The sequence below is a fragment of the Xenorhabdus bharatensis genome, assembly GCF_037996705.1.
Classification (GTDB): Bacteria; Pseudomonadota; Gammaproteobacteria; order Enterobacterales; family Enterobacteriaceae; genus Xenorhabdus; species Xenorhabdus bharatensis.
In genome coordinates, this window is the sequence record NZ_JBBMXG010000008.1 from 123,292 (window position 1) to 147,099 (window position 23,808).

21 protein-coding genes and 6 pseudogenes are annotated in these 23,808 nt (G+C 39.0%); 11 read left to right on the forward strand and 16 right to left on the reverse strand.

The genetic code is table 11. The features are described from left to right. Positions 1-2: 2 nt before the first annotated feature. On the reverse strand, positions 3-941 hold the full coding sequence (rfaD, locus tag AAC855_RS09540) for an ADP-glyceromanno-heptose 6-epimerase (RefSeq protein WP_340609331.1): 939 nt from the start codon (positions 939-941) through the stop codon (positions 3-5). 242 nt (positions 942-1,183) lie between these two features. Between rfaD and kbl the strand changes: the two genes are divergently transcribed. Beyond that, positions 1,184-2,380 carry a glycine C-acetyltransferase gene (gene kbl / locus AAC855_RS09545; protein WP_340609332.1) on the forward strand — a complete coding sequence of 399 codons (1,197 nt, stop codon included), beginning with the start codon at positions 1,184-1,186 and terminating at the stop codon, positions 2,378-2,380. A 9-nt stretch (positions 2,381-2,389) separates the two neighbouring features. Further along, complete coding sequence (tdh, locus tag AAC855_RS09550) at positions 2,390-3,415, forward strand: L-threonine 3-dehydrogenase (RefSeq protein ID WP_340609333.1); 1,026 nt, start codon at positions 2,390-2,392, stop codon at positions 3,413-3,415. A 35-nt stretch (positions 3,416-3,450) separates the two neighbouring features. Here tdh and AAC855_RS09555 read toward each other — a convergent pair whose 3' ends face one another. Next, positions 3,451-4,485, reverse strand: coding sequence for a divergent polysaccharide deacetylase family protein (locus tag AAC855_RS09555; RefSeq protein WP_340609398.1), 1,035 nt, complete (start codon positions 4,483-4,485; stop codon positions 3,451-3,453). A gap of 66 nt (positions 4,486-4,551) precedes the next feature. Beyond that, complete coding sequence (gene envC, locus AAC855_RS09560) at positions 4,552-5,859, reverse strand: murein hydrolase activator EnvC (RefSeq protein ID WP_340609334.1); 1,308 nt, start codon at positions 5,857-5,859, stop codon at positions 4,552-4,554. A 378-nt stretch (positions 5,860-6,237) separates the two neighbouring features. Between envC and AAC855_RS09565 the strand changes: the two genes are divergently transcribed. From AAC855_RS09565 to cysE, 4 genes are all read left to right on the forward strand, one after another. Then, positions 6,238-6,675, forward strand: a complete 438-nt coding sequence (locus AAC855_RS09565) for a rhodanese-like domain-containing protein (protein WP_099110004.1) — start codon at positions 6,238-6,240, stop codon at positions 6,673-6,675. Positions 6,676-6,753: 78 nt separating this feature from the next. Continuing rightward, entirely contained in the window at positions 6,754-7,224 is a 471-nt protein-coding gene (gene secB, locus AAC855_RS09570) for a protein-export chaperone SecB (RefSeq protein ID WP_099110003.1), read from the forward strand. Continuing rightward, positions 7,224-8,243 (forward strand): NAD(P)H-dependent glycerol-3-phosphate dehydrogenase, encoded by a 1,020-nt coding sequence (gene gpsA / locus AAC855_RS09575; protein ID WP_340609335.1) that lies wholly within the window; start codon positions 7,224-7,226, stop codon positions 8,241-8,243. Before secB ends, gpsA begins: the two co-directional genes overlap by 1 nt. Positions 8,244-8,291: 48 nt before the next feature. After that, positions 8,292-9,113, forward strand: coding sequence for a serine O-acetyltransferase (gene cysE, locus AAC855_RS09580; protein WP_340609336.1), 822 nt, complete (start codon positions 8,292-8,294; stop codon positions 9,111-9,113). 193 nt (positions 9,114-9,306) lie between these two features. Here the strand turns inward: cysE and trmL are convergent, their stop codons facing one another. Further along, positions 9,307-9,810 carry a tRNA (uridine(34)/cytosine(34)/5-carboxymethylaminomethyluridine(34)-2'-O)-methyltransferase TrmL gene (gene trmL / locus AAC855_RS09585; RefSeq protein WP_340609337.1) on the reverse strand — a complete coding sequence of 168 codons (504 nt, stop codon included), beginning with the start codon at positions 9,808-9,810 and terminating at the stop codon, positions 9,307-9,309. A 196-nt stretch (positions 9,811-10,006) separates the two neighbouring features. Then, positions 10,007-10,192, reverse strand: a complete 186-nt coding sequence (locus AAC855_RS09590) for a transposase (protein ID WP_340609338.1) — start codon at positions 10,190-10,192, stop codon at positions 10,007-10,009. Positions 10,193-10,272: 80 nt separating this feature from the next. Here AAC855_RS09590 and AAC855_RS09595 point away from each other — a divergent pair. Next, positions 10,273-10,960 (forward strand): annotated as a pseudogene (locus AAC855_RS09595) (IS1 family transposase). A gap of 190 nt (positions 10,961-11,150) precedes the next feature. Beyond that, positions 11,151-11,837, forward strand: a pseudogene (locus AAC855_RS09600) (IS630 family transposase); the annotation flags it as partial. 28 nt (positions 11,838-11,865) lie between these two features. Here AAC855_RS09600 and AAC855_RS09605 read toward each other — a convergent pair. Next, positions 11,866-11,955, reverse strand: a pseudogene (locus tag AAC855_RS09605) (IS5/IS1182 family transposase); the annotation flags it as partial. A gap of 80 nt (positions 11,956-12,035) precedes the next feature. Between AAC855_RS09605 and AAC855_RS09610 the strand changes: the two are divergent. After that, a protein-coding gene (locus AAC855_RS09610) for an IS3 family transposase (protein WP_340609339.1) occupies positions 12,036-13,123 on the forward strand; the annotation gives its coding sequence in 2 pieces (ribosomal slippage) (positions 12,036-12,288 and positions 12,288-13,123; 1,089 coding nt in all). Positions 13,124-13,211: 88 nt separating this feature from the next. Here AAC855_RS09610 and AAC855_RS09615 read toward each other — a convergent pair. Then, positions 13,212-13,838: pseudogene (locus tag AAC855_RS09615) on the reverse strand (IS5 family transposase); the annotation flags it as partial. A gap of 92 nt (positions 13,839-13,930) precedes the next feature. Here AAC855_RS09615 and AAC855_RS09620 point away from each other — a divergent pair. Together AAC855_RS09620 and AAC855_RS09625 are read left to right on the forward strand one after the other, a co-directional pair. Further along, positions 13,931-14,251 (forward strand): annotated as a pseudogene (locus tag AAC855_RS09620) (transposase); the annotation flags it as partial. A gap of 146 nt (positions 14,252-14,397) precedes the next feature. Beyond that, positions 14,398-14,666 (forward strand): annotated as a pseudogene (locus AAC855_RS09625) (transposase); the annotation flags it as partial. Positions 14,667-14,732: 66 nt separating this feature from the next. Here AAC855_RS09625 and AAC855_RS09630 read toward each other — a convergent pair. From AAC855_RS09630 to AAC855_RS09670, 9 genes are all read right to left on the reverse strand, one after another. Then, positions 14,733-15,791 (reverse strand): DUF1972 domain-containing protein, encoded by a 1,059-nt coding sequence (locus AAC855_RS09630; protein WP_340609340.1) that lies wholly within the window; start codon positions 15,789-15,791, stop codon positions 14,733-14,735. Positions 15,792-15,798: 7 nt separating this feature from the next. Further along, positions 15,799-16,632 carry a glycosyltransferase gene (locus tag AAC855_RS09635; protein WP_340609341.1) on the reverse strand — a complete coding sequence of 278 codons (834 nt, stop codon included), beginning with the start codon at positions 16,630-16,632 and terminating at the stop codon, positions 15,799-15,801. Between the two features lie 7 nt (positions 16,633-16,639). Continuing rightward, the gene (locus tag AAC855_RS09640) at positions 16,640-17,836 is read right to left on the reverse strand and encodes a hypothetical protein (RefSeq protein ID WP_340609342.1); all 1,197 of its coding nucleotides are present in this window, start codon (positions 17,834-17,836) and stop codon (positions 16,640-16,642) included. A gap of 4 nt (positions 17,837-17,840) precedes the next feature. After that, positions 17,841-18,743 (reverse strand): glycosyltransferase, encoded by a 903-nt coding sequence (locus AAC855_RS09645; RefSeq protein WP_340609343.1) that lies wholly within the window; start codon positions 18,741-18,743, stop codon positions 17,841-17,843. Positions 18,744-19,000: 257 nt separating this feature from the next. Beyond that, positions 19,001-19,570: a dTDP-4-dehydrorhamnose 3,5-epimerase gene (rfbC, locus tag AAC855_RS09650; RefSeq protein ID WP_340609344.1), complete on the reverse strand. Its 570-nt coding sequence runs from the start codon at positions 19,568-19,570 to the stop codon at positions 19,001-19,003. Between the two features lies 1 nt (position 19,571). After that, a complete protein-coding gene (gene rfbA / locus AAC855_RS09655; protein WP_340609345.1) occupies positions 19,572-20,450 on the reverse strand; it encodes a glucose-1-phosphate thymidylyltransferase RfbA in 879 nt (292 codons plus the stop codon). A 47-nt stretch (positions 20,451-20,497) separates the two neighbouring features. Next, the gene (rfbD, locus tag AAC855_RS09660; RefSeq protein ID WP_340609346.1) at positions 20,498-21,388 is read right to left on the reverse strand and encodes a dTDP-4-dehydrorhamnose reductase; all 891 of its coding nucleotides are present in this window, start codon (positions 21,386-21,388) and stop codon (positions 20,498-20,500) included. Further along, positions 21,388-22,476 (reverse strand): dTDP-glucose 4,6-dehydratase, encoded by a 1,089-nt coding sequence (gene rfbB, locus AAC855_RS09665; RefSeq protein WP_340609347.1) that lies wholly within the window; start codon positions 22,474-22,476, stop codon positions 21,388-21,390. The genes rfbD and rfbB overlap by 1 nt, the downstream gene beginning before the upstream one ends. Before the next feature lie 78 nt (positions 22,477-22,554). Beyond that, positions 22,555-23,808 carry an O-antigen translocase gene (locus AAC855_RS09670; RefSeq protein WP_340609348.1) on the reverse strand — a complete coding sequence of 418 codons (1,254 nt, stop codon included), beginning with the start codon at positions 23,806-23,808 and terminating at the stop codon, positions 22,555-22,557.

Below are 23,808 nucleotides of genomic sequence, written 5' to 3' on the forward strand. Positions count from 1 at the left end.
GATTAATTATCCTGATTAAGCCATTGCATATATTCGGTAACACCTTCAGCAACGGTTTTGAATGACTCGTCATAACCCGCAGCCCGAAGTTTTGTCAGATCAGCTTGAGTGAAGCTCTGATAACGGCCTTTTAATTTTTCCGGAAATTCAATGTATTCCACGGCTGGAGACTTTTCTTTATGGAACCCGGTAACAGCGTCAGCAACAGCTTGGAAAGATTCGGCACGTCCAGTTCCGCAGTTAAAAATGCCAGAAACGCTGTTCTTCCAGAACCACAGGTTCACCGCCGCAACATCACCCACATAAATAAAATCCCGGCGGAAATGCTCGCTGCCTGCAAATAATTTCGGATTCTGGCCTTGATTAATCTGGGTATTTAAATGGAAGGCGACACTGGCCATGCTGCCTTTATGCCCTTCACGTGGCCCGTAAACATTGAAATAGCGGAAACCACAAATTTGAGAATCTGCATGTGGCAGAATGTCGCGCACATACTGATCAAACAGGAATTTTGAGTAGCCATATACATTAAGAGGTTTTTCGTACTGGCGCTCTTCAATAAAATTGTCACTGCGACCACCATAAGTGGCGGCAGAAGAGGCATACAGAAATGGGATCTGTCGCTCAAGACAGTAATGCAGTACATCTTTAGAGTACTGATAATTATTGTCCATCATATACTTGCCATCCCACTCTGTTGTGGAAGAACAAGCACCTTCATGGAAAATAGCATCAATATCGCCGAGATCATCACCTGCAACGATACTGGCAATGAAATCTTCTTTATCCATATAATCTGCGATATCCAGATCAACCAGATTGGCGAATTTTGTGCCATCTTTCAGATTATCAACAACCAGAATATCCTTGTAGCCTTCGTCATTCAGTGCTTTGACAATATTGCTGCCAATAAACCCTGCGCCGCCAGTGACAATAATCATTTGGCCCACCTCTAAATAGTCAGTTCGCTTTACTTGGGGGCGTATCATATCACTTAACCCTACTGACGACAGCTGCTGATATAGGGGAATATCCTGAAATCCTGTAACATCTCAGTTTTCAGGCCGTGATCCGCTTTACAAACTTGATATTATCTCTTTCTCTCTGTCGTCACTGGCGATATCTATAAGTAGAATACATTGTGCATTATTACTTCATTTATTCAGGTAATCAGGAGAGAAAGATGTCAGCTTCGTTTTATCAGAAAATTAATGAGCAGTTGGAACAAACCCGTGCGGAAGGGTTGTTCAAAAGTGAGCGTATTATTACCTCTGCACAAGATGCAGATATTGCCGTTGCCGATGGTAACAATGTCATTAATTTCTGTGCCAATAACTACTTAGGGTTGGCGAATCACCCTGACCTGATCGCGGCTGCAAAAGCAGGAATGGATAGCCATGGTTTTGGTATGGCATCAGTCCGTTTTATTTGTGGTACGCAGGATTCCCACAAAGAATTAGAAAATAAAATCGCTGAATTTTTAGGCTTTGAAGATGCTATTTTGTACTCTTCATGTTTTGATGCAAACGGCGGTCTGTTCGAAACGTTATTCGGGCCAGAAGACGCGATTATCTCAGATGCACTGAACCATGCTTCCATCATTGATGGTATCCGTTTGTGTAAAGCAAAACGTTATCGTTATGCCAATAATAATATGCAGGAACTCAGGGCACAGCTGGAGCAAGCAAAAGCGGAAGGTGCGCAGAATATCCTGATTGCAACTGATGGTGTGTTCTCAATGGATGGCGTGATTGCCGATCTGAAATCTATCTGTGATTTGGCGGATGAATTTGGCGCACTGGTCATGGTTGATGATTCTCACGCAGTCGGGTTTGTAGGCAAGCATGGCCGTGGTACTCATGAATACTGCGATGTCATGGGACGTGTTGATATCATCACCGGTACACTCGGTAAAGCCTTGGGTGGTGCATCCGGTGGTTATACCGCAGCCCGTAAAGAGGTTGTGGAGTGGTTGCGCCAGCGTTCACGCCCTTATTTGTTCTCCAATTCCCTTGCTCCTTCCATTGTTGCCGCATCTATCAAAGTGCTGGATATGCTGAAAGATGGAGACGAACTACGCGAGCGCCTCTGGAGAAACGCCAACTTGTTCCGTGAAAAAATGACAGCGGCTGGTTTTACTCTGGCTGGAGCTGATCATGCCATCATTCCTGTCATGTTAGGGGATGCAAAACTGGCGCAGGAATTTGCTGCCGAGCTGTTGAAAGAAGGTATCTATGTGATTGGCTTCTTCTACCCGGTCGTGCCGAAAGGCCAAGCGCGCATTCGTACTCAGATCTCAGCCGCCCATACCAAAGAACAAATTGAACATGTAGTGGATGCATTTACTCGTATCGGTAAGCAATTGAATATTATTGCATAAGGTATCACTATGAAAGCGTTGTCAAAATTAAAGCCAGAAGAAGGGATTTGGATGACGGAAGTGCCCACACCGGAATTGGGCCACAATGATGTGATGATTAAAATTCGTAAAACCGCGATCTGCGGGACGGATGTGCATATCTATAACTGGGATGAGTGGTCTCAGAAAACTATTCCGGTGCCAATGGTCGTCGGGCACGAATATGTAGGTGAAGTGGTCGCAATTGGTCAGGAAGTCAAAGGCTTCAGGATTGGCGACCGCGTATCAGGCGAAGGCCATATTACCTGTGGTTATTGCCGTAACTGCCGTGGCGGGCGTACTCACTTGTGCCGCAATACAACGGGAGTCGGAGTAAACCGTCCCGGTTCATTTGCGGAATATCTGGTTATTCCGGCATTCAATGCCTTCAAAATTCCCGACAATATCTCTGATGAACTGGCTGCAATTTTTGATCCCTTTGGCAACGCTGTTCATACTGCTCTTTCCTTTGATTTGGTGGGGGAAGATGTACTGGTATCCGGTGCTGGGCCTATTGGCATCATGGCAGCGGCTGTGTGCAAGCATGTTGGTGCCCGTCACATTGTTATCACGGATGTGAATGAGTATCGCCTTGAGCTGGCTAGGAAAATGGGTGTCACTCGTGCCGTGAATGTCAGTAAGGAAAACCTGACAGATGTTATGTCAGAACTGGGTATGACGGAAGGCTTTGATATCGGCTTGGAAATGTCAGGAGCACCACCAGCTTTCCGTACCTTGCTCAATGCCATGAACCATGGTGGGCGTATCGCTTTATTGGGGATCCCGCCTTCTGATATGGCGATTGACTGGAATCAGGTTATTTTCAAGGGGCTGTTTATTAAAGGTATCTACGGACGGGAAATGTTCGAAACATGGTACAAAATGGCGGCATTGATTCAGTCAGGTCTGGATCTGACTCCAATTATCACTCACCAGTTCTCAACAGACGATTACCAGAAAGGCTTTGACATCATGCGTTCAGGGCAATCTGGCAAAGTGATTCTGAATTGGGATTAGCTGATAACATCATATACAGCTTAGTAAAATAGCTGTTAAGAGCCGGAACAGGTGCTGACTGCTTTATGAGCACCTGTTTTATTTTGTGTGGTCTTCTCTTTTATTCCGGTCTTATCTTGCATAGTTTTATCCTTCATAGTCTCGCCCTGTTGTGACTTGATTTGGTCAGTACCATGTCGCTTTTCAAAGTGCTGTTGCAGGATATGAATGATTGCACTGGGAACTAATGTTTCTCCAACCATTTTAAGATATTGCACTCTGGACTCTGATGTTATTCCGGATTTAGTTTTGGATTTCTGAGAATGAATACACTCTTGTTCAGTCTGTTTATCTGGTCGAGTTTGGTTAAGTAATTTGCTGGGAGCTACCAGCTCAATATCATCTGGTAATGTTGCCAATCCTTGCTGTAATGCACGAATCGTTGTTGGGTACGGGTGACCAATTGCGATAGCGGCTCCTTGTTTACGAGCCAGAGCAATAGCACGATTGAGTTGGTGCAGAGTTTCTGCTTCTGTCTGGACATTGTCCAGAAAGACATTCCGGCGGAGTACCTGTATAGGCGTTCCTATTGATGCCTTAGCAACTTGAGTGCTGCCAATGGTTACACTATCCAGAAAATAGAGATGATATTGAGATAGAGCACCCATGACTTTTTTCATACCACTAAGATTCGACGTCATTGCGCTGCCCATATGGTTATTCATACCAGTCGCATAGGGCACTTTCTGTATGGCGTTGCGAATAATGGCTTCAATTTCCTCTTTATTCATCGATGGGTGCAGGGTATTTTTTTCCAACGGTTGTTTGCTAAGCGGTGACATGGGCAGGTGAATTAAGATTTCCCGCCCTTGTTTGTGGGCTTTTTGTGCCATTTCTCTGCCATGTGGTGAGTCAGGCAATACTGCAATTGAGATTGCCGATGGCATTTGTAATATTTTGTTTTCATTGTGAACGCGGTAGCCAAAATCATCAATGACAATAGCCAAACGCGCAGCATGAGCATTCAGAGTAAATAAAAGAACAAAGAGCGGTAATACTTTCCAGAACCGAGTAAGCCGAAAGCGCAGCATTCCAAATAATAGAGTGAATGAATGGAGGCACTGTATTAATAGATGCTGCACGATGGTTTCCCTCTATTATTTTCCTAACCACGGTAACGGATTCACAGCACGTCCCTGACGGCGAATTTCAAAGTACAGTGAAGGCTGCTGCTGCCCACCACTACTTCCTACCAGAGCGATTGGCTGTCCGGCACGGACTTGTTGACCAACGCTGACCAGAGCACTCTGGTTGTACCCGTAAATACTCATATCTCCCTTGCCGTGTTCCACCACGACAACCAGACCATAGCCCTGTAACCAGTCAGCCAGTAATACTCGTCCGTCTGAAATTGCTTTGACTTCCGTTCCTTCCGCTGCGGAAATAACAATACCTTTCCAACGTAATTCGCCCTGTATTGTTTCCCCGAAGCTGTGAATAACTCGGCCCCGAACAGGCCAGATTGCCTGCCCGGCAGGACGGCCAAGTCCACCCGTTCGTGCCATCAACGCACGTTCATCTTCTGTTGGTTTATAGCTTGAGCCTTTTTGTTGGGCTTGTTTCTGCTTGGCAGCAACTTGTGCACGAACACGTGCAGCTTCACGCGCTTCACGCTCTGCACGAGCCTTAGCTTCCCGTTCTGCTTTTGCAATTTTATTGCGTAGGTGAGTTTCGTTTTGCCGAAGTTGAGCCAGACTCTGTTGATCTTTTTTCAATGCGGATTCGAGAGTTGTCAGCGTGTTCTGCCGGGCTGTGCGGGCAACTTCCATTTTTTGTTTTTGTTGTTTTTGGTTGCTGAGTAGCGTTTGCTGCTCATTTTGTTTGCCCTGTTGCAGTTTTTTTTGCTGATTCAGTTTCTCTGTTGTTTCTTGTAGTTTAGCGATAGTCTCTTCACGAGCCTGATTCAGGTAACTGTAATAGGCCAATATACGTTCTTTACGCTGAGCTTCTGGGCCATTCAGCAGTAACTCTAATCCTTGATGATTTCCTTGTCGGAATGCTGCATCCAGTTGGCTGGCAAGCCGTTTACGCTGTTCTTTTTGTTGCATTTGCAGGTGCTGAATATTTTTCGTCAGGGAGGCGATTTCATTCCCCAGTTTGTTCAGATGAAGTTGCGTAGTATGCAGTGAGCGACCGACTTCTGAAATTGTACTTTCTTGCTCCTTGAGCTGGCCAAGGAGTTCTGTACGTTGTTTTTGCTGTTGTTTGACACTTTTCTCTTTTTCAGCAATGTCCTGCTGAATATCTTTGAGCTGGTTTTTATTTTCTGAAATTTGATTGGCAAAGGTACCCGAACAGAAAAAAGCAAACAGTAGGGCACAGAACAGTAAAGCACAGCTACTAAGTTGCCACTGTTTTTGCTTCTTCCGAAAGTTACCACTTTTGAAACCCTGATTATCAGCCATTTGATTCAGTACCTTTCCCCGCTCTACACTAACTATTTATAGTACTTGTCTATTATATGTCTGTTGTGCCCGATTATTTCATGTGAAATTGCCTCTGACCAGAGAGTGGACTATTTTTTTGTCTTCCCGAATCATAATCTAAATTTTAGTGAATTTAGTTCATTTATTATCGAAAATCCTCTATCTGACCAGTTTGGCATGAAATATTTTGGTGGAATATGGCAATCAAGTATTTCATGGGGATTTTTTATTTTTTCTCGAAACTCTCCGCAAAAACTGCATTAGGTTGATGCTAACTGGCTGTAATTGACACAACACACAGGTATACTCTGTTACCTTAAGATTTTTGTTATTAACTAATGGGAGTTGTTGCCCTCCATGCTGCAAGAAATCATGCAATTTATTAGCCGGAACACGATCCTGAGCCTCGTCTGGATTGCCCTGTTAGTGGCTGTTATCGTCCTGACACTAAAAAGTGTGTTCTCCAAGAGTAAAGATATCACTCGGGCACAGGTTATCCATTTCATCAATAAAGAAGATGGTATCGTTGTGGATTTACGCTCCCGTGACGATTTCCGCAGAGGGCATATCATTGGTTCTGTTAATCTGACTCCATCTGAGATTAAAGATAACAATCTGGGTGAGTTGGAAAAACACAAAAAGCAGCCTGTTATTGTTGTTTCTGCGAATGGTCTGGAATCCAAAACACCGGCAGAGAATCTGGTGAAAGCAGGATTTGAACAAGTTTATACCCTGAAAGAGGGAATTGCCGGGTGGACAGGTGAAAACTTACCATTAGCCCGTGGCAAAAAGTAACGAATGTAAATGTAGGCAGTATACTTAGTACTTACATAATCTAGGTTTAATAAGGACATACAAAAGGTAAAAATTATTATGTCAGAACAAAACAACACAGAAATGGCTTTCCAGATCCAACGCGTATACACGAAAGACATTTCTTTCGAAGCCCCTAAAGCGCCTCAAATCTTCCAAGAAGAATGGCAGCCAGAAGTTAAGCTGGATCTGGATACAGCTTCTAGTGAATTGGTTCAGGGAGTTTATGAAGTTGTTCTGCGTGTCACTGTGACGGCGACATTGGGAGAAGAAACTGCGTTCTTGTGTGAAGTTCAACAGGCTGGTATTTTCTCTGTTGATGGCATCGAAGGAACTCAATTGGCTCACTGCTTAGGTGCATACTGCCCGAATATTCTGTTCCCGTATGCCCGTGAATGCATCACCAGTCTGGTAGGCCGTGGTACTTTCCCACAATTGAATCTGGCGCCAGTTAACTTTGATGCTCTGTTCATGAATTATTTGCAGCAACAGACTGATGCCCAGTCTGATGAGGCAACACAGGAAGCCTAATGAATACTGCTTCTATGACAGTTATCGGTGCCGGTTCATACGGCACCGCTTTAGCCATTACACTGGCTCGTAATGGGCATGATGTTGTGCTCTGGGGTCATAACCCCGAACATGTTCACACTTTACAACAAGCCCGTTGTAATCAGGCATTTTTACCGGATGTTTCTTTCCCTGATAGTTTACAGCTTGAAGCTGAGCTGAAGAGTGCTATTTCAGCCAGCCGAAATATCCTGATCGTGGTTCCCAGCCATGTCTTCGGCGATGTTTTACAGCAAATAAAGCCCCACCTACAACCAGATTCCCGCATTGTTTGGGCCACTAAAGGCCTTGAAGCAGAAACTGGTCGTTTATTACAGGATGTGGCACGTGAGATATTAGGCAATGAAATCCCGTTAGCGGTGGTGTCCGGCCCAACATTTGCGAAAGAATTGGCGGCAGGTTTACCGACAGCAATTGCGGTATCTGCGACAACGTCTGAATTTGGCGAAGAACTCCAGCTTCTTTTCCACTGTGGCAAAAGCTTCCGAGTATACAAAAATCCTGATTTTATCGGAGTACAGCTTGGTGGTGCAGTCAAAAACGTGATTGCTATTGGCGCCGGGATCTCTGATGGTATGGGTTTCGGGGCCAATGCCCGCACTGCATTGATAACTCGTGGTCTGGCTGAAATGAGTCGGCTTGGTGTTGCTTTGGGAGCAGACCCTTCCACATTTATGGGCATGGCAGGATTGGGCGACTTAGTACTGACCTGTACTGACAATCAATCCCGTAACCGTCGTTTCGGTATGATGCTGGGGCAGGGCGTTAATGTTGACGCTGCACAGAGTGACATCGGACAGGTTGTTGAAGGTTATCGTAATACCAAAGAGGTTCGGGCACTAGCCAGACGAGTTGGTGTGGAAATGCCGATAACAGAGCAAATCTACCAGATACTATACCGTAACAAAAATGTACTCGAAGCGGCTCAGGCATTATTGGGAAGAGCGACAAGGGATGAAGGAGAAGATTCCCACATTTAAGTTACCCAAAATAGCCATTATAAAAACAATCACATGAGAATGATTGATATGTCTCGAGAAGAACTGAGAGAAGTTTGGGAAAATATAAAAAATGAGGCGAGGTCGCTGGCCGATTGTGAGCCTATGTTAGCCAGCTTTTTCCACGCAACACTACTTAAACATGAAAACCTTGGTAGTGCTTTAAGCTACATGCTGGCAAACAAGCTGGCGACACCAATCATGCCCGCGATTGCGGTCAGAGAAGTTGTTGAAGATGCTTATGGCAGTGAACCAAAGATGATCGAATCGGCAGCGAGTGATATCAAAGCCGTCCGGCTTCGTGACCCCGCCGTAGATAAATACTCCACCCCTCTGCTTTACCTGAAAGGTTTCCATGCACTACAGGGATATCGAATTGCACACTGGCTATGGAAGCAAGACCGCAAAGCGTTGGCCGTTTACATGCAAAACCAGATATCAGTTTCTTTTGGTGTGGATATTCATCCGGCTGCAAGAATTGGTTGCGGCATCATGCTTGACCACGCAACAGGCATTGTTATCGGTGAAACAGCGATTGTTGAAAATGATGTTTCTATCCTGCAATCGGTGACGCTTGGCGGGACTGGGAAAGCATGCGGAGATCGACACCCGAAAGTGCGTGAAGGTGTGATGATTGGTGCTGGAGCTAAGATCCTCGGCAATATCGAAATTGGTCGTGGAGCGAAAATTGGTGCAGGCTCAGTAGTGTTAAGACCTGTTCCACCACACACCACAGTTGCCGGTGTTCCAGCGCGGATTGTTGGTAAACCGGAAAGCGAGAAACCATCTCTGGATATGGACCAGCATTTTAATGGAATGAATAATGGTTTTGAGAATGGGGATGGGATTTAAAACCTCTTCGCTTTTGATAGCACAGAATTAAAAGCATTCAGCGTTGTTAAGCGCTGAGTGCTTATACCCAATGGATTTCGAGTTGCATCGCGGCGGTAAGGGAACTCATCCCCGGGAGCATAGATAACTATGTGACTGGGGTGAGTGAGTGCAGCCAACAAAGAGGCAGTTTGAAAGACGACGGGTATATGTATTAATCCCTCAATAAAGCACCCTGATAACCAAGTTGCCGCCATGCTTCAAACACCACCACCGCCACAGTATTAGAAAGATTCATACTGCGACTATCCGGCAGCATTGGAATTCTTATCTTCTGTTCGGGTGGCATGTTATCCAGCACGTAAGGCGGTAGACCACGAGTTTCTGGCCCAAACATCAGATAATCACTATCACGATAACTCACATTACTGTGTGTTGGAGTACCTTTTGTTGTTAAGGCAAACAAGCGAGCTCCGGAAGGAGATTGTGAATTTACTACGCTTAATCCTTCACTTTCCAGAAATGCTTGGTAATCGTGATGTTGTTTGATATTAGCGAACTCGTGATAATCCAGCCCTGCACGGCGCAGGCGCTTGTCATCCCATGTGAAACCTAAAGGCTGTATTAAATGGAGCTGACAGCCTGTGTTGGCACACAGGCGGATGATATTGCCTGTATTAGGCGGGATTTCTGGTTCGAATAGGACGATGTTTAGCATGGGCGTCTAAGTCTAAATAGTTGCGCATTATAAAAAAATATGAGGCAATTTTATGAACAGGGTCAACAATTTTAAGTAATAAAGAAAAATTAATTGCAAATTGGTTGCCATAAACTTCCAATAGCGTATTTAGCTCATATTCCATTGTATCCTGAGTTCAAGTGATAAAGCGTTGCCAGTGATATTTGGTCTGTTTTCAGATGATTTCAATCAGATTTAGCTCTGGGCTGTAGGTGGGAAGATAAAATAAAAACAGGTTGTGCTTTTGTAACCGGAGATTTCTGATTTCTTCCTCGATCCCATGGTGGATAGGCGCATTATCCAACACTAAAAACGTCAGACGGTTATCCCCTTGTTTGGCAACCTGCTCAAAAAAAATCAATCAAATATGCCTGCGTGATGGTCATGCTTCCAATGATTAGATATTGCGATAAACTTCCTGCTTTTTATTCTGGCTGAGATATGGCTAAAGTTGATGTGGTTTGTCGTTACTGTCATAAAACAGACGAGGTTAAAGGGCCTGGAAAAGGGCGTACTGGGCATCCCCGCTATCACTGCTATCCTTGCCGTAAAACCTTCCAACTGAACTATACCTATTAAGCCTGCCATCCCGGCATGAAAGAGCAAATTATTGATATGACGCAGGTGTCAGGGACACGGCTCGGGTTCTGAAAGTCGGTATTAACACGGTCATTCGTACATTAGAAAACGCACACCAAGACAAGTAACTACGCTGCCGCTTGCGGGCAGTGAGATTCAGATTGTCTGTGAAATAGACAAGCAATGGTCATTTGTCGGTAATAAGAAAAATCAGCGCTGGCTCTGGTATGCCTGGGAGCCGTATAGAAAACGGGTAGTAGCACATGTGTTTGGGGATCGCAGCAGTAAAACGTTGAAAAAGCTGCTGGCACTTCTGTCTCATTTTAATATCCGGTTTTACTGTACAGATGATTATGCCGTTTACGATTGCCTGCCTAAGGAAAAACACCTCACGGGAAAGAAATTTACCCAACGTATCGAGAGAACGAGTCTTACGCTTCGTATCCAGATAAAGAGGCTGAATAGAAAGACAATAGGTTATTCCAAATCCGAAGCGATGCATGACAAAGTGGTAGGTATGTTCATTGAGCGTGAATACTCTATTTCATAACAGACCTAACTATTGGGAACATGACCCATTTTCGAGCAATAGCAACTAAATAGCTTGTCAAAATGGTAGGAGTATCAAAGAAATTCGATCCTAAATTTGCGAAATTTTTGTTCCCAAAACGCAAAATCACAGAAAAAAGGATCGAGTCATGCTCATCATACCACCCACTTAACAAAATGAACGTCGGCAAATGAAAAAAATCATTCAAAAAACATCTGATAAAAATTATGTACGGCGGATCATGGGGATACTTCTACTGGGTAAAACACATTCTGTCCCCCAAGTGGCGAGGATACTTTGTTGCGCCGAATCTTCCGTTTGGCGTTGGCTGAAAAAGTTTAGAGAACAAAGGTGGGCAGACTTACAGAGCTTACTTGCCGGGCGTCATATTCAATGGCATTTAGCTCGTTATCTACCTCTTCTCTATTATTTCTTAGAGCATGCTCCCCAGCAATTTGGCTATATCGGTTCTCGCTGGAGTCTGTCGTTTTTTGTGTTTTTACTCAGAAAATATATGCATATTGCTCTTTCCATCAGCACACTTTACCGTTACTTCTGCAAGCAAGGTATTGTCTGGCGACGAGCGGCCCCGACATTAAAACAATCTGATCCCGAATATGACGAAAAAATGGAGCGTATTACTGAAGGCTTTCTCAGGCTTGCGAAAAACATCCTGTTGTTTATGAAGATGAAGTTGATATTGATTGTAATCCTAAAATTGGCGCTGACTGGTACTTTAAAGGCCAACAAAAACGGATTGTGACACCCGGTCAAAATCAAAAATATTATTTTGCCGGCTGCCTTGATGTCCAAACAGGGAAAGATCGTGTCTACGGGTGACATGAGAAAAAACTCGGATTTATTTATCAATATGTTATGGACTGTTGACGTTTTATCTTCATCATTTATTCAACCCACATGGGTAACCAAATAATGACAAATGCCAGTGTCAATGTGCTGGCGTAATTTCGCGCCAACTTATCGTATCTTGTTGCGGTAATCCCCCCTAAAATCCGGAGTGTCCATAAGTAGAATTTTCTCATACGCTTAATGTAGCAGAGGAGATCGAAATCTTATGAAAAAGTCACGTTTTACTGACAGCCAGATCTTAGCTATTCTGAAACAGGCTGAAGCAGGTACGCCCGTGTCAGAACTGTGTCGTGAACACGGCATAAGCAACGCCAGCTTTTACAAATGGCGAACTAAATATGGGGGAATGGATGCCTCTCTGATGGCTCGTTTGAAAGAGCTGGAAGAAGAGAACCGTCGCCTTAAAAAGATGTATGCTGAAGAACGGCTAAAAGCCGAGATTATTCAGGAAGCCATGGCAAAAAAGTGGTAAAGCCTGCTCAGCGTCGACAGATGGCAAAAGACGCAGTTGAGCATAAATCTATTAGCATTCGCCGTGCGGGCCAGATCTTTAGGGTCAGTGAAAGTAGTTATCACTATAAGGCCCGGTTATCTTCAGAAAATCAGCAGATTGCAGAGTGGTTGCTCAATATCACGGAACAACAACGAAACTGGGGATTTGGGCTGTGTTACCTGTACTTACGCAATGTGAAAGGGTTTCATTGGAACCATAAACGAGTTTATCGGATTTATTGTGAACTGGCCCTGAATAAACGTATAAAGCCCAAAAATCGCTTAAAACGCGAACATCCTGAACCGTTGAAAGTCCCTGACACCCCAAATGAAAGTTGGTCGATGGACTTTATGTACGATCAGTTGTCAGATGGGCGTTCAGTTCGTTTGCTCAATATCATTGATGATTTTAATCGCGAAGCACTCACGATAGAGGTGGATTTTTCATTACCCAGTCACCGTGTAATACGTACGTTGGAGCAGCTGATAGAGTGGCGGGGCAAACCGATTGCAATTCGTTGTGATAACGGTCCCGAATATACCAGCACTGAATTTCAGGTGTGGGCAAAGCAACATAAAATCCAGCTGAATTTTATCCAACCAGGTAAGCCGCAACAGAATGCCTATGTTGAGCGTTACAATCGAACGGTGCGTTATGACTGGCTGGGACAATATCTATTTTCTACCTTGAGTGAATTACAAAATTCGGCGCCAAAATGGCAGTGGTTTTATAATCATGAAAGGCCCAATATGGCATTAGGGGGTTATACCCCGAAGCAGCATTTATTACGCGCTGCGTGAATTCTACTTTTAACCTCCATGAAAAATGGGAGGATTACCTTGCGATTGCACGAAAATGTTTGATTCTGGCAAACGCATTTTCGACTCAATGACGATAACGATATAAACCCTTATCCAGCTTTTTGTCTGGATTTCGATTATTTTTTCGGTAGGGAATAACCGCTGTGGCCCCTTGTTCTTCAATATAAGTTCTGAATGCTTGACTATCGTACCCCTTGTCAGCAATGACAAAATCAGAGGGAGGTGATTGCTCTACCAAACTTTCCGTATGCACCATGTCGTGAGTTTGCCCCTCGGATAATTCAAAATGAACAGGCAGACCGTAACTGTCCACGGCCAAATGGATTTTAGTCGAGCGCCCGCCCCGGCTTTTTCCAATCGCTTCATTCTCCTTTGAAGCCGCGCCTGAACTGTGCTGATGAGCACGAACAATACTGCCATCAATAAACAATCATTCCGTATCAGAATCTTTCGCAAATTCTTTGAATAATGAGTTAAAAACTCCTTTTTTTGACCACACATTAAAACGCTTAAAGACCGTATTCCATTTCCCATATTCATCAGACAGTTTCCGTCAGGGGATCCCGGTTCTCATTCGAAAAAGAATACCTTCCATGATAAGGCGATGCGTTTTTTTATGATAGACAAGCCGGCTTTGTTGCATAAATACAAATAGCTTGTCCCAGACGGGATCTGATAACATGGATCGTGGCATGATAGTTTGGGTGACGAGTTTTTTGGCGCAAATAAGGAGACCAAATTATCATGCCGCTCAATTCTCTTCGAGTCCTTTCAAGCAAACGTCAACACGCCCTAGAAGTATTAAAGCGAACCTATCGTGATGCAGAAATAATGAGTGTGATTTTAGATAACTACGGTATCTATAAAAGTAAAAAGGTCAGAGAATGGCTGTTGAATAATCCCACCGTGACGCTTCTATTTCTTCCGGTCTACTCGCCTTGGTTAAACAAAATAGAACGGTTATGGCAATCACTCCATGAAACAGTGACACGCAATCATTGTTGCCAATTTATGTGGCAGCTTATTCGTAATATGAGAATTTTTTTGAAAAGGACCTCATTAACGACTTGTAAAGAAATGAAAAATATAAGATTCTCATCATTATGACAAACTATTTAGATGCGATAAGCTTGAACGGAATTATGCCAGCATGGTGGCACTGGCATTTATTATTGTTTGGTTGCTAGAGCGAACGGGTCTAAATCATACAGATGAAAAACCCACCGTCAGGACTTTCAGCATGTAATTATTATTCCATCACAATTATTCTGGACAACTACATTATTCATAAAAGTCGGCAAACGCAGATATGGTTAAAGAATAATCATAAATTCAATCTGTTATTCCAACCTGTTTACTCGCCTTGGATTAATATGATTGAGAAACTTTGGCACGCCTTACATGAAACGGTAACCCGCAATCACAAGTGCCGATATATGTGGCAACGTCTCAGGCAGATTAAGCATTTATGAATACAGTATCGCCCTATCCCGGAAATAGGTATGAAATGACAAGAATGTAGCATAATTAGGAACAGCTATTTAGTACATCATTAATTACACCGGACACTAATTTTAGCTACGAAATTTTATAAGTACAATTTTTCATACATTTGAGTGATCGTGTCCCATTTATATCTTCTCATTGCAATTTCTTTCATGGATTTAGAGCAGTTTTCCATTGATACACTAGTTATATTATTCAGCTTGCTAATAAGATCTTGAAAGTCTAAAAAATAGAAAGCATCATTTTCAGTGCTATAGCGGTTAAAACTACAATCAAAAGCAAATATTGGTTTCTCAAAGTGCATGGCCTCAACTAATGAAGGATTAGTTCCTCCAGCAGAATGCCCGTGAATATATCCGACACACCCCTTTCTTAATTCGTAAAGTATATTAATGTCATAAATAGGGTCTAGAATTTCTATATTCTTATATTTACTATATTGGTCTTTTAGTTTTTTTCCATATAAGCTACCATCCCAATTTCCTATAAATTTTAATTTTATATTTTGGGTTGATGAGAAAGCCTTTAATATTAACTCAACATTATTCTCTGGCTCTATTCTACATAATGAAAAAAAGTAATCTTGTGGATAAACAACGGGAGGGGAAATAGGAATTACGTGATCCCCTCCATAAGCTATCACGATACTTTTTTTTCTATATTCCTGTTCTACATAATCAGCAATAGCTTGATTATCTGTTATGATAGTATCTGAGTATTTTACTGCGATAGATTCTGATAATTTTAAGAATTTCCGTGTTAATTTTCCCCATTTATTTCTTTTCCATTCTAAGCCATCTATATTCGTTATTATTTTTGATGTGGATAATGCTTTGTATATAGGAAGGAAAATACAACCAGATACACCTAAAATTAATGTTACTTCTGGTTTTCTTTTTAAACAATATATAAGCGATAATATATCAAAAAATATACTTTTAACGCCATTGGCTTTAATAGGCATATAGATTAATTTAGCATTGTTATGAGTTTTTACTTTAGTGCCATAGGTCATAGACGAGCAAAAAACTTCGTAGTTAAAACTACCAGAGGAAAATAATGTTAAATTTTCTACTAATGTTTCAAAGCCACCATAGCATGCTGGAATTCCAACAATTCCAATTACTGATACCGTTTTCACTGTTTCCTCAAAATAAACGAATAAATGAAATTATTAATTTTCTAAAAAAATATCGAGAGAAAGATACATCTGATAAGTTCTTACATAAACTATAATGCGCCCTTATTTTCTTTAAAAAACAGACAGATTTATTAATTATTTTCTTAAAATCAAAATTTTCTGCGCCTATAACATTATAACTATGCTGTCTATATTTTATTAATTCTACATTGCTATATGTTATACAACCATTTTTTGAAATTAATACTGATATCCATTGATCATGTAAAAAAAACGCTGGCCTAGAGTATAGGGTTTCTATTTTTTTTACTTCTTTCGTAAATGCCATAGTACACCCCGTAACCATACTATTGCAAAGAAAGTTACTCCAGAGATTGAATAAAGAGGGCTTTATTTTTTGCAATTCCCATAATGAAATATTTAGATACTTACCTGTATCATTCACTAAAGATAAATTGCTAAAAAATAATATGGGTTTTTTACCAAAATCTTTATGAGAAATCAAGGATTGTACAGATATAGAAATTTTATTTTCATGCCATATATCATCTTGATCGCAAAATAAATAAATGTCTGCATCAACCTCTTTTAGTAAGTATAAAAAACTATCTGACGCTCCTAAGTTATTTAACACAGTTTCATTTTTTTTAAAAAAATTTGGATATTGATTGCAATATTGATTAATGATGTTTGCAGAATTATCGCTAGAGCCGTCATCACGTAAAATGACATCGACTTCATAATTATCAATGTTTTTTTGTTGTAATAAGGATAGTAATTGTTCCTCTAAATGAGACTCACCGTTATATACAGATAGCAAAATAGAGACTTTAAGATGCATCTTTTGTTTAACCTTTATGATCTATTTTTAATATTTTAAGGTGTTTTTTTGAAAGTATGTAAAAAAGTAGAAAGAATGTCACCCCATATGGAGAAATGAAGTAAACGTCTTTGCAGTTCAATAATAATATAGATAGAAGAAAGAATAATACTAATTTATCACATGATTTATAACTTAATGAAATTAAGAATAAAAAATAAAATAAAAAGAGTGTTATTCCAATAATTCCAGAGCTGACCAATAAACGGATAAATCCTAAGTCAGAGTTAACGCTTAAAAAGGAAATTTTATCGCCAATAATGAAATTATTAGGAAAAAATATGTGATTTATAACACCGTTAACTGAGGAGTCTATATTATCACTTCTGGCTAATAAATTTTTTATAAATCCAAATGCCCAATTTTTTATCCATTCATACTGCCCTAGATCTGTATATGAGAGAGTTAATACTCCTATTGCGCATATCGAAATTAAAATTAATAGCCTTATTCTCAATTTAATAGAACACATTATAAAAAATAAAGTAACTATTAAAATTCCTGCTCTACCACTTAATACGATTGCGGTGAATATTATTATACCTTTGAATAAGAAAGATGAAAAATTAATTTTTTCTATAAGAAAATTATGAATTAACAAACAAAGGCCAAACGCATGTAGTACTGATACATATGAAAAAGCATCAAATGCAAAACCTGGATATCGAGGAATGGGATATTCAAAGACTCTTGGATTAGTTTCTATTATAGAGTAGAAAAAGTCTAAGTTCATTAATTTTAAATTCAACATTATTATTATTATTGAGTTTAATACAATAACGTTTATAATTTTATTTTCAAAAGCCACTTGATCTATAGAATATTCTTTAGCTTTATTAACAATATACAAAGAGGTATAATAGATAAAGAATAACAATGTAAATAAAATTATCAGTCTATAACTGATAGCTTCTTCATTATTTTTATATAAGCCAATTGAAATGACAATAACTATAGATGCTAATATTAGGAATAACAAAGGATAAGAAAATCTTTTTTTTGGATATTTTAAAAGATAAATAACTGTTGCACTAAATAATAGTGGGTATAATGTCGGTAATACTATACTATTTCCTATATTTAGATAAGGGAATAGAAGGGATAAGAATATTAAAGAATAAATATGAAAATTTTCATATAGTGTTTTTTTATTTATTTTTTTCATTTTGTTACCGATTAATTATCATTTTATAGACTGATGATAAAATATTCTTAACTTTAATGAATAAAATTACGTCAATGTAAGTAAGGTACGAATTTATTTTTTTATCTGACTTGATGTTTAATATTTTTGTGTAATAAATACATCTTCGTGTAAAGAAGAAGATTTTTTTATTTTTATGGATTTTCTTATATAAATTTAAAAAGTCATTGGTTAATATCGGATTGTTAGATGTGGAAACTCCAGTTGTATCATATTTGATGACTTTTTTTTCTAGGAAAAATATTTTTTCTTTATTTAATAATGCATTAATGTAAAATGGAAAATCTTCTAATAATTTATAATTTTCATCAAATAAGCCAAATTTGGAGAAAATATTTCGTCTATAATATGTAGATGCTCCAGAAATAATATTTCCTCCTAATAATAAATAGTTGATTAATGCACTTGAAGATGATCGCTTTAGCCAAAAAACTCCTAATTTTCTGGGTAATATATTTTCTATATTTTCTGATATTATTACTCTCTTTCCAGTTACAATATTATATTGGGGGTAAGTGACGAATGTTTCTATTATTTCCTCTAAGGTTCTATTGTTATAAAATGCATCTCCTGAGGATAAGGGAACTATGATATCTCCTTTGCTGATTTTTATTGCATTATTGAAAGATTTCACAGTGCCTACATTTTTTTTATTCTGAATTATTTTAACTGATATGTTTTTATAGCACATGGGTATGAGACTTTCTATATGTTTTTTATCAAAGTCATCTGTTCCATCATCAACAATTAAATATTCAATATGTAATTTTTCATGATCAAATTTTTGGCTAAATACTGAATCTATAGTGGTGTTCAAAATTCGCCAATTTTTATACGTAAGAGATATAATCGTAATATTGCTTATCATAGTAACTGCTTAATCCCAGATGATCCATTCAGATTTTTTTAAAGAGAATACGTGAATTAATTTCTTGTTAAAAATATTATTTATACACCAAATTAAATTAAATTGATTTGATGTATAAATATTTCAACGAAATTGCATAATGGGTAAAATAATTTGGGTGATTATTCTATCTTTATACTCAAATGTATTACCTTCAGTTTTTTATCTAAAATAAATACAACACAGATCTAAAAATTAATACTTTTTTAGTGAAAAATTTAATTTTCTGTAAAGTGATTATTCTTAATAATTAAATCGTCTAAACTATTAGAAAGTCTATCTTTATCTGACAAAATAATTTCTTTTGTATCGAGAGGCCAGGTGATATTTAATTTTTTGTCGTTCCATAAGATGGAACTTTCGCTTTCAGGGTGGTATAAATTAGTGGCTTTATATAAGAATTCTGCTGTATCACTTAAGCAAATAAACCCATGAGCAAAACCTTCTGGTATCCATAATTGTCGTTTATTTTCTGCAGAGAGATTTACACCTACCCATTGACCAAAAGTAGGTGAACTTTTTCTAATATCGACCGCTATATCAAATACTTCTCCTAATATACAACGAACAAGTTTTCCTTGCTCATATGGTTTTTTTTGAAAATGTAGTCCTCTTAGTACACCTCTAGTGGATTTCGAGTGGTTATCTTGTACAAAATTAACTGGATAACCCACTATTTCTTCAAAAGTTTTTTGATTAAAGCTCTCAAAGAAAAAACCGCGGTTATCTTTAAATACTTTTGGTTCAAAAATTAAAACATCTGGAATTTTAGTTTTTATTAAATTCATTTTATTTTTCATTAACCATATTTAATAGGTATTTACCATAGGTATTTTTTGATAAAGGTTTAGCTAATTTTTTTAGTTGTTCTGTATCTATAAAGCCTTTCCTATAAGCAATTTCCTCAGGACAAGAAACTTTTAGCCCTTGGCGTTCTTCTATAGTTTGAATGAAATTACTTGCTTCTATTAGACTTTGATGAGTTCCTGTATCTAACCAAGCATAACCACGCCCCATCATAGCTACTGATAATTCATTTTTTTCAAGATAGAGGCGATTGATATCGGTTATTTCAAGTTCACCACGCTCAGAAGGAGTAAGATTCTTAGCCATTTCTACCACGCAGTTGTCGTAGAAATAAAGCCCAGTAACTGCGTAATTACTTTTAGGCTTCAATGGCTTTTCTTCCAGTGAGATAGCTTTTCCTTCTGAGTTAAATTCCACGACACCATAACGTTCAGGGTCATGTACGTGGTAAGCAAAGACTGTTGCACCATGACTTTTTTCAGAAGCCTGTTCTAACTGTTTTTGTAAGTCGTGACCATAGAAAATATTATCACCTAATACAAGGGCACAGCTATCTTCCCCAATAAACTCTTCAGCCAAGATAAAGGCTTGAGCTAAGCCATCGGGGCTTGGTTGTACTTTGTATTGAAGATTAAGCCCCCACTGACTACCATCTCCCAGTAAGTGCTCAAATCTCGGAGTGTCTTGGGGCGTACTGATAATCAGAATATCCCGAATTCCAGCTAACATTAATGTGCTTAATGGATAATAAATCATCGGCTTGTCATAGATAGGTAATAACTGCTTACTTATAGACATGGTGACAGGATAAAGGCGAGTACCAGATCCGCCCGCCAGAATAATACCTTTGCGTGTTGTCATATTGATTATTGCGTATTGTAAAATGAAAAGAAAATCAGCGGGCTGATTTATTGTTCCAGAATTTCGGCTAGCATGCGATCAACGCCTACTTTCCAGTCAGGCAGTATTAGATCGAAAGATCTCTGAAATTTGTCAGTATTGAGCCGAGAATTATATGGGCGTTTTGCTGGTGTCGGGAATGCGGAAGTGAGTACTGGTTTAATTTCTTTGACAACGAATTCAAAGCGAGTCTGTTTTGCACGTTCAAATACATATTGAGCATATTCAAACCATGTAGTCTCACCTGATGCGATTAAATGATATAACCCGGCTAATTCTGGTTTTTGTTGTGTTGTCCGAATCGCATGAGCAGTACAATCTGCCAGCAATTCAGCGCCTGTTGGCGCTCCGAATTGATCATTGATGATAGAAAGCGTGTCTCGTTCTTTGCCTAGTTTTAGAATTGTCTTGGCAAAGTTAGCACCACGAGCAGCATAAACCCAGCTGGTTCGGAAAATAAGATGTTTTTTACAATGGGATTGTACGGCAATTTCACCTGCGAGCTTGGTTTCGCCATAGACATTAAGAGGAGAGGGCGTATCATTTTCATCCCAAGGCTTCTCTCCGCCGCCATTAAATACATAATCAGTAGAGTAATGTATCAACCAAGCACTTAGTTTTTGTGCTTCTTTGGCTATAGCTTCTACACTATGTGAATTTAACAGTTCAGCTAATTCTCGTTCTGACTCTGCTTTATCTACTGCAGTATGTGCAGCTGCATTGACTATTACATCAGGCTTAAGTATTCGAATAGTATTTGCAATACCCTCTGGATTGCTGAAATCTCCGCAGTAATCACTTGACTTCACATCAAGTGCTGTTACCTTTCCCAAAGGTGCTAAAGCACGTTGTAACTCCCAGCCTACCTGTCCGTTTTTACCAAACAAGAGAATGTGCATTATTGATTTTCCCCATAATGTTGGTTAACCCAAGATTGATAGGTACCGCTTTTCACATTTTGAACCCAAGCCTGGTTATTCAAATACCAACTAATGGTTTTACGGATTCCTCCCTCAAAGGTTTCTTGTGGTATCCAGCCTAAATCACAGCTAATTTTGCTGGCATCAATGGCATAACGGCGATCATGCCCGGGGCGATCTGCTACGTAAGTAATTTGATCCTGATAGGAACCTTGAGATTTTGGTTTGAATTCATCAAGGAATTTACAAATGGTGCGCACTACTTCAATATTTTTTTTCTCGTTGTGCCCACCAATATTATATGTTTCACCATTTTTACCTGTGCTAACCACTAAGTGCAGTGCTCTTGCATGATCTTCAACATATAACCAGTCCCGAATTTGATCCCCTTTACCATAGATAGGTAGTGGCTTTCCATCTAATGCGTTTAGGATAACCAAAGGAATTAATTTTTCTGGAAAATGATAAGGTCCATAATTGTTGGAACAGTTAGTAACAATCGTTGGTAGGCCATAAGTTCTGTGCCAAGCTCTGACTAAGTGATCACTGGATGCTTTTGATGCCGAATATGGGCTGCTTGGAGTATAAGGTGTTTTTTCAGTAAATAAAGGAAGGAAAGAATGTTCTGTACACTCGTCTGGATGAGGTAAATCGCCATAGACTTCATCAGTTGAAATATGATGAAAAACGAAAGCATTTTTTTTGTTTTCGGGTAATTGTTGCCAGTAATTTCTGGTGGCCTCTAGAAGAGTGTAAGTACCAATTATATTGGTTTCAATAAAATCACTGGGGCCACTAATTGAACGATCTACATGACTTTCTGCAGCCAAGTGCATCACTGCATCAGGTTGGTACTTTTCTAATATGCGGTCAAGTGCATTACGATCACAAATATCGGTCTTTTCGAAAGAATAACGTGAGCTATGCTCAATTTCTTTGAGGGATTCTAAATTACCTGCATAAGTCAGTTTATCGACATTGATAACACTATCATCGGTGCTGTTAATTATATGTCGAATTAAGGCAGAACCAATAAAGCCTGCCCCACCAGTGACTAAAATTTTCATTTGTAATTTTCTTTGAGTTGATAAAAATTAGATGGATAAAAATATTATTTAATAATTATATGAAAAATAATATTTTTATTATTGGTTTCTTCTTAGATAAAAGTACATGATGTAAACCATGCATAAAAAATACATAAAATACTGCATGAAATAAGCATAGCTCATACCAATTAAACCATATTTATCTACAAGATAATATGATGCTATTAAGAATAAAATGCCAAATATTATTTCAGTAAAAATGAATATTTTTGTCATGGCTTTTGCTAACATTATATATGACAATAACCATGATGCAATTTTAAATATGTCACCTATCAGTTGCCATAAAAATAAACTTCTCATTTCGATGAAATCGTTAGTAAATAAAAGTTCTATGATTTGATCTCTAAGTGAAAAAATTAATAGAGCGCATCCTATTGCTATAGGAATTATTAATTTATATCCATTTTTAATTTCACGAATTAATTCAGAGTTATTGTCTATTTCCGATAGTCTGGGGAGGTAATAAGTACTTAGAGCTGTGGTAATTACTATTAAGTATGTGCTTGATATATAAAATATACCTTGCCAATAACCAGCTTGATTCCAACCAACAGTACTTCCTAAGTAATTTCTAATAATTAAATGTGATAAAGGAACCATTATTGCAGAGGTTATAGCCATAGCTGAATAGGCCATCAATTTTTTTGCAATAGTTTTATTAAATCCACCAATAAAGTATTTCCATTTTATTAGAGGGTGTTTTCTTAGAAGAAATAATGTTATTATTAATATCACAGATTGGTTTGTAGTTAGAGCGATTAAAGCTCCATTCAACCCAAAACTAATGACCAAAATGCTGGTAAATATCAATGCATAAATACTTTGTGTGATATTTATTTTTATATAATCTCTAATTTCCTTTAATCCATTTAATATAGAAAGTAATAATCCATTTAATACAAAAAGGATAATAGTCAATCCAAAAATAATAAATATAAATTTGAATTGGGGATTAGCTAAAATTTTTTCTGAGAAGATAGTGGAAAAGGAAATTAAGGTTATACCAACAATAATTGAACTAGCTAAGCTGATTTTCCCTGCTGTGCTGAATAAGATAGGTAATTTATGGCTTTTTTCACCGTACTCCGCTGTATATTTTACAACACCACTGTTAATTGCACCTTGTGCAGCAATAAGAACAACTTGGCTAAAACTTTGAAACTGACCAATAATTGCAAGGCCTGCAGGACCTATATAGACAGAAATAGCCTTATTTATTACTAAGCCTGAAAGCATCTTAAAAAATGTTGCTATCAGGCTTAAAATAGAAGTTTTTATTAATGTCAT

Bases quoted from the DNA above. Each gene is read 5' to 3' on its own strand.
- rfaD (WP_340609331.1), bottom strand. From the start codon at position 941: ATGATTATTGTCACTGGCGGCGCAGGGTTTATTGGCAGCAATATTGTC.
- kbl (WP_340609332.1), top strand. From the start codon at position 1,184: ATGTCAGCTTCGTTTTATCAGAAAATTAATGAGCAGTTGGAACAAACC.
- tdh (WP_340609333.1), top strand. From the start codon at position 2,390: ATGAAAGCGTTGTCAAAATTAAAGCCAGAAGAAGGGATTTGGATGACG.
- AAC855_RS09555 (WP_340609398.1), bottom strand. From the start codon at position 4,485: ATGCTGCGCTTTCGGCTTACTCGGTTCTGGAAAGTATTACCGCTCTTT.
- envC (WP_340609334.1), bottom strand. From the start codon at position 5,859: ATGGCTGATAATCAGGGTTTCAAAAGTGGTAACTTTCGGAAGAAGCAA.
- AAC855_RS09565 (WP_099110004.1), top strand. From the start codon at position 6,238: ATGCTGCAAGAAATCATGCAATTTATTAGCCGGAACACGATCCTGAGC.
- secB (WP_099110003.1), top strand. From the start codon at position 6,754: ATGTCAGAACAAAACAACACAGAAATGGCTTTCCAGATCCAACGCGTA.
- gpsA (WP_340609335.1), top strand. From the start codon at position 7,224: ATGAATACTGCTTCTATGACAGTTATCGGTGCCGGTTCATACGGCACC.
- cysE (WP_340609336.1), top strand. From the start codon at position 8,292: ATGTCTCGAGAAGAACTGAGAGAAGTTTGGGAAAATATAAAAAATGAG.
- trmL (WP_340609337.1), bottom strand. From the start codon at position 9,810: ATGCTAAACATCGTCCTATTCGAACCAGAAATCCCGCCTAATACAGGC.
- AAC855_RS09635 (WP_340609341.1), bottom strand. From the start codon at position 16,632: ATGCATCTTAAAGTCTCTATTTTGCTATCTGTATATAACGGTGAGTCT.
- AAC855_RS09640 (WP_340609342.1), bottom strand. From the start codon at position 17,836: ATGAAAAAAATAAATAAAAAAACACTATATGAAAATTTTCATATTTAT.
- AAC855_RS09645 (WP_340609343.1), bottom strand. From the start codon at position 18,743: ATGATAAGCAATATTACGATTATATCTCTTACGTATAAAAATTGGCGA.
- rfbC (WP_340609344.1), bottom strand. From the start codon at position 19,570: ATGAATTTAATAAAAACTAAAATTCCAGATGTTTTAATTTTTGAACCA.
- rfbA (WP_340609345.1), bottom strand. From the start codon at position 20,450: ATGACAACACGCAAAGGTATTATTCTGGCGGGCGGATCTGGTACTCGC.
- rfbD (WP_340609346.1), bottom strand. From the start codon at position 21,388: ATGCACATTCTCTTGTTTGGTAAAAACGGACAGGTAGGCTGGGAGTTA.
- rfbB (WP_340609347.1), bottom strand. From the start codon at position 22,476: ATGAAAATTTTAGTCACTGGTGGGGCAGGCTTTATTGGTTCTGCCTTA.
- AAC855_RS09670 (WP_340609348.1), bottom strand. From the start codon at position 23,808: ATGACATTAATAAAAACTTCTATTTTAAGCCTGATAGCAACATTTTTT.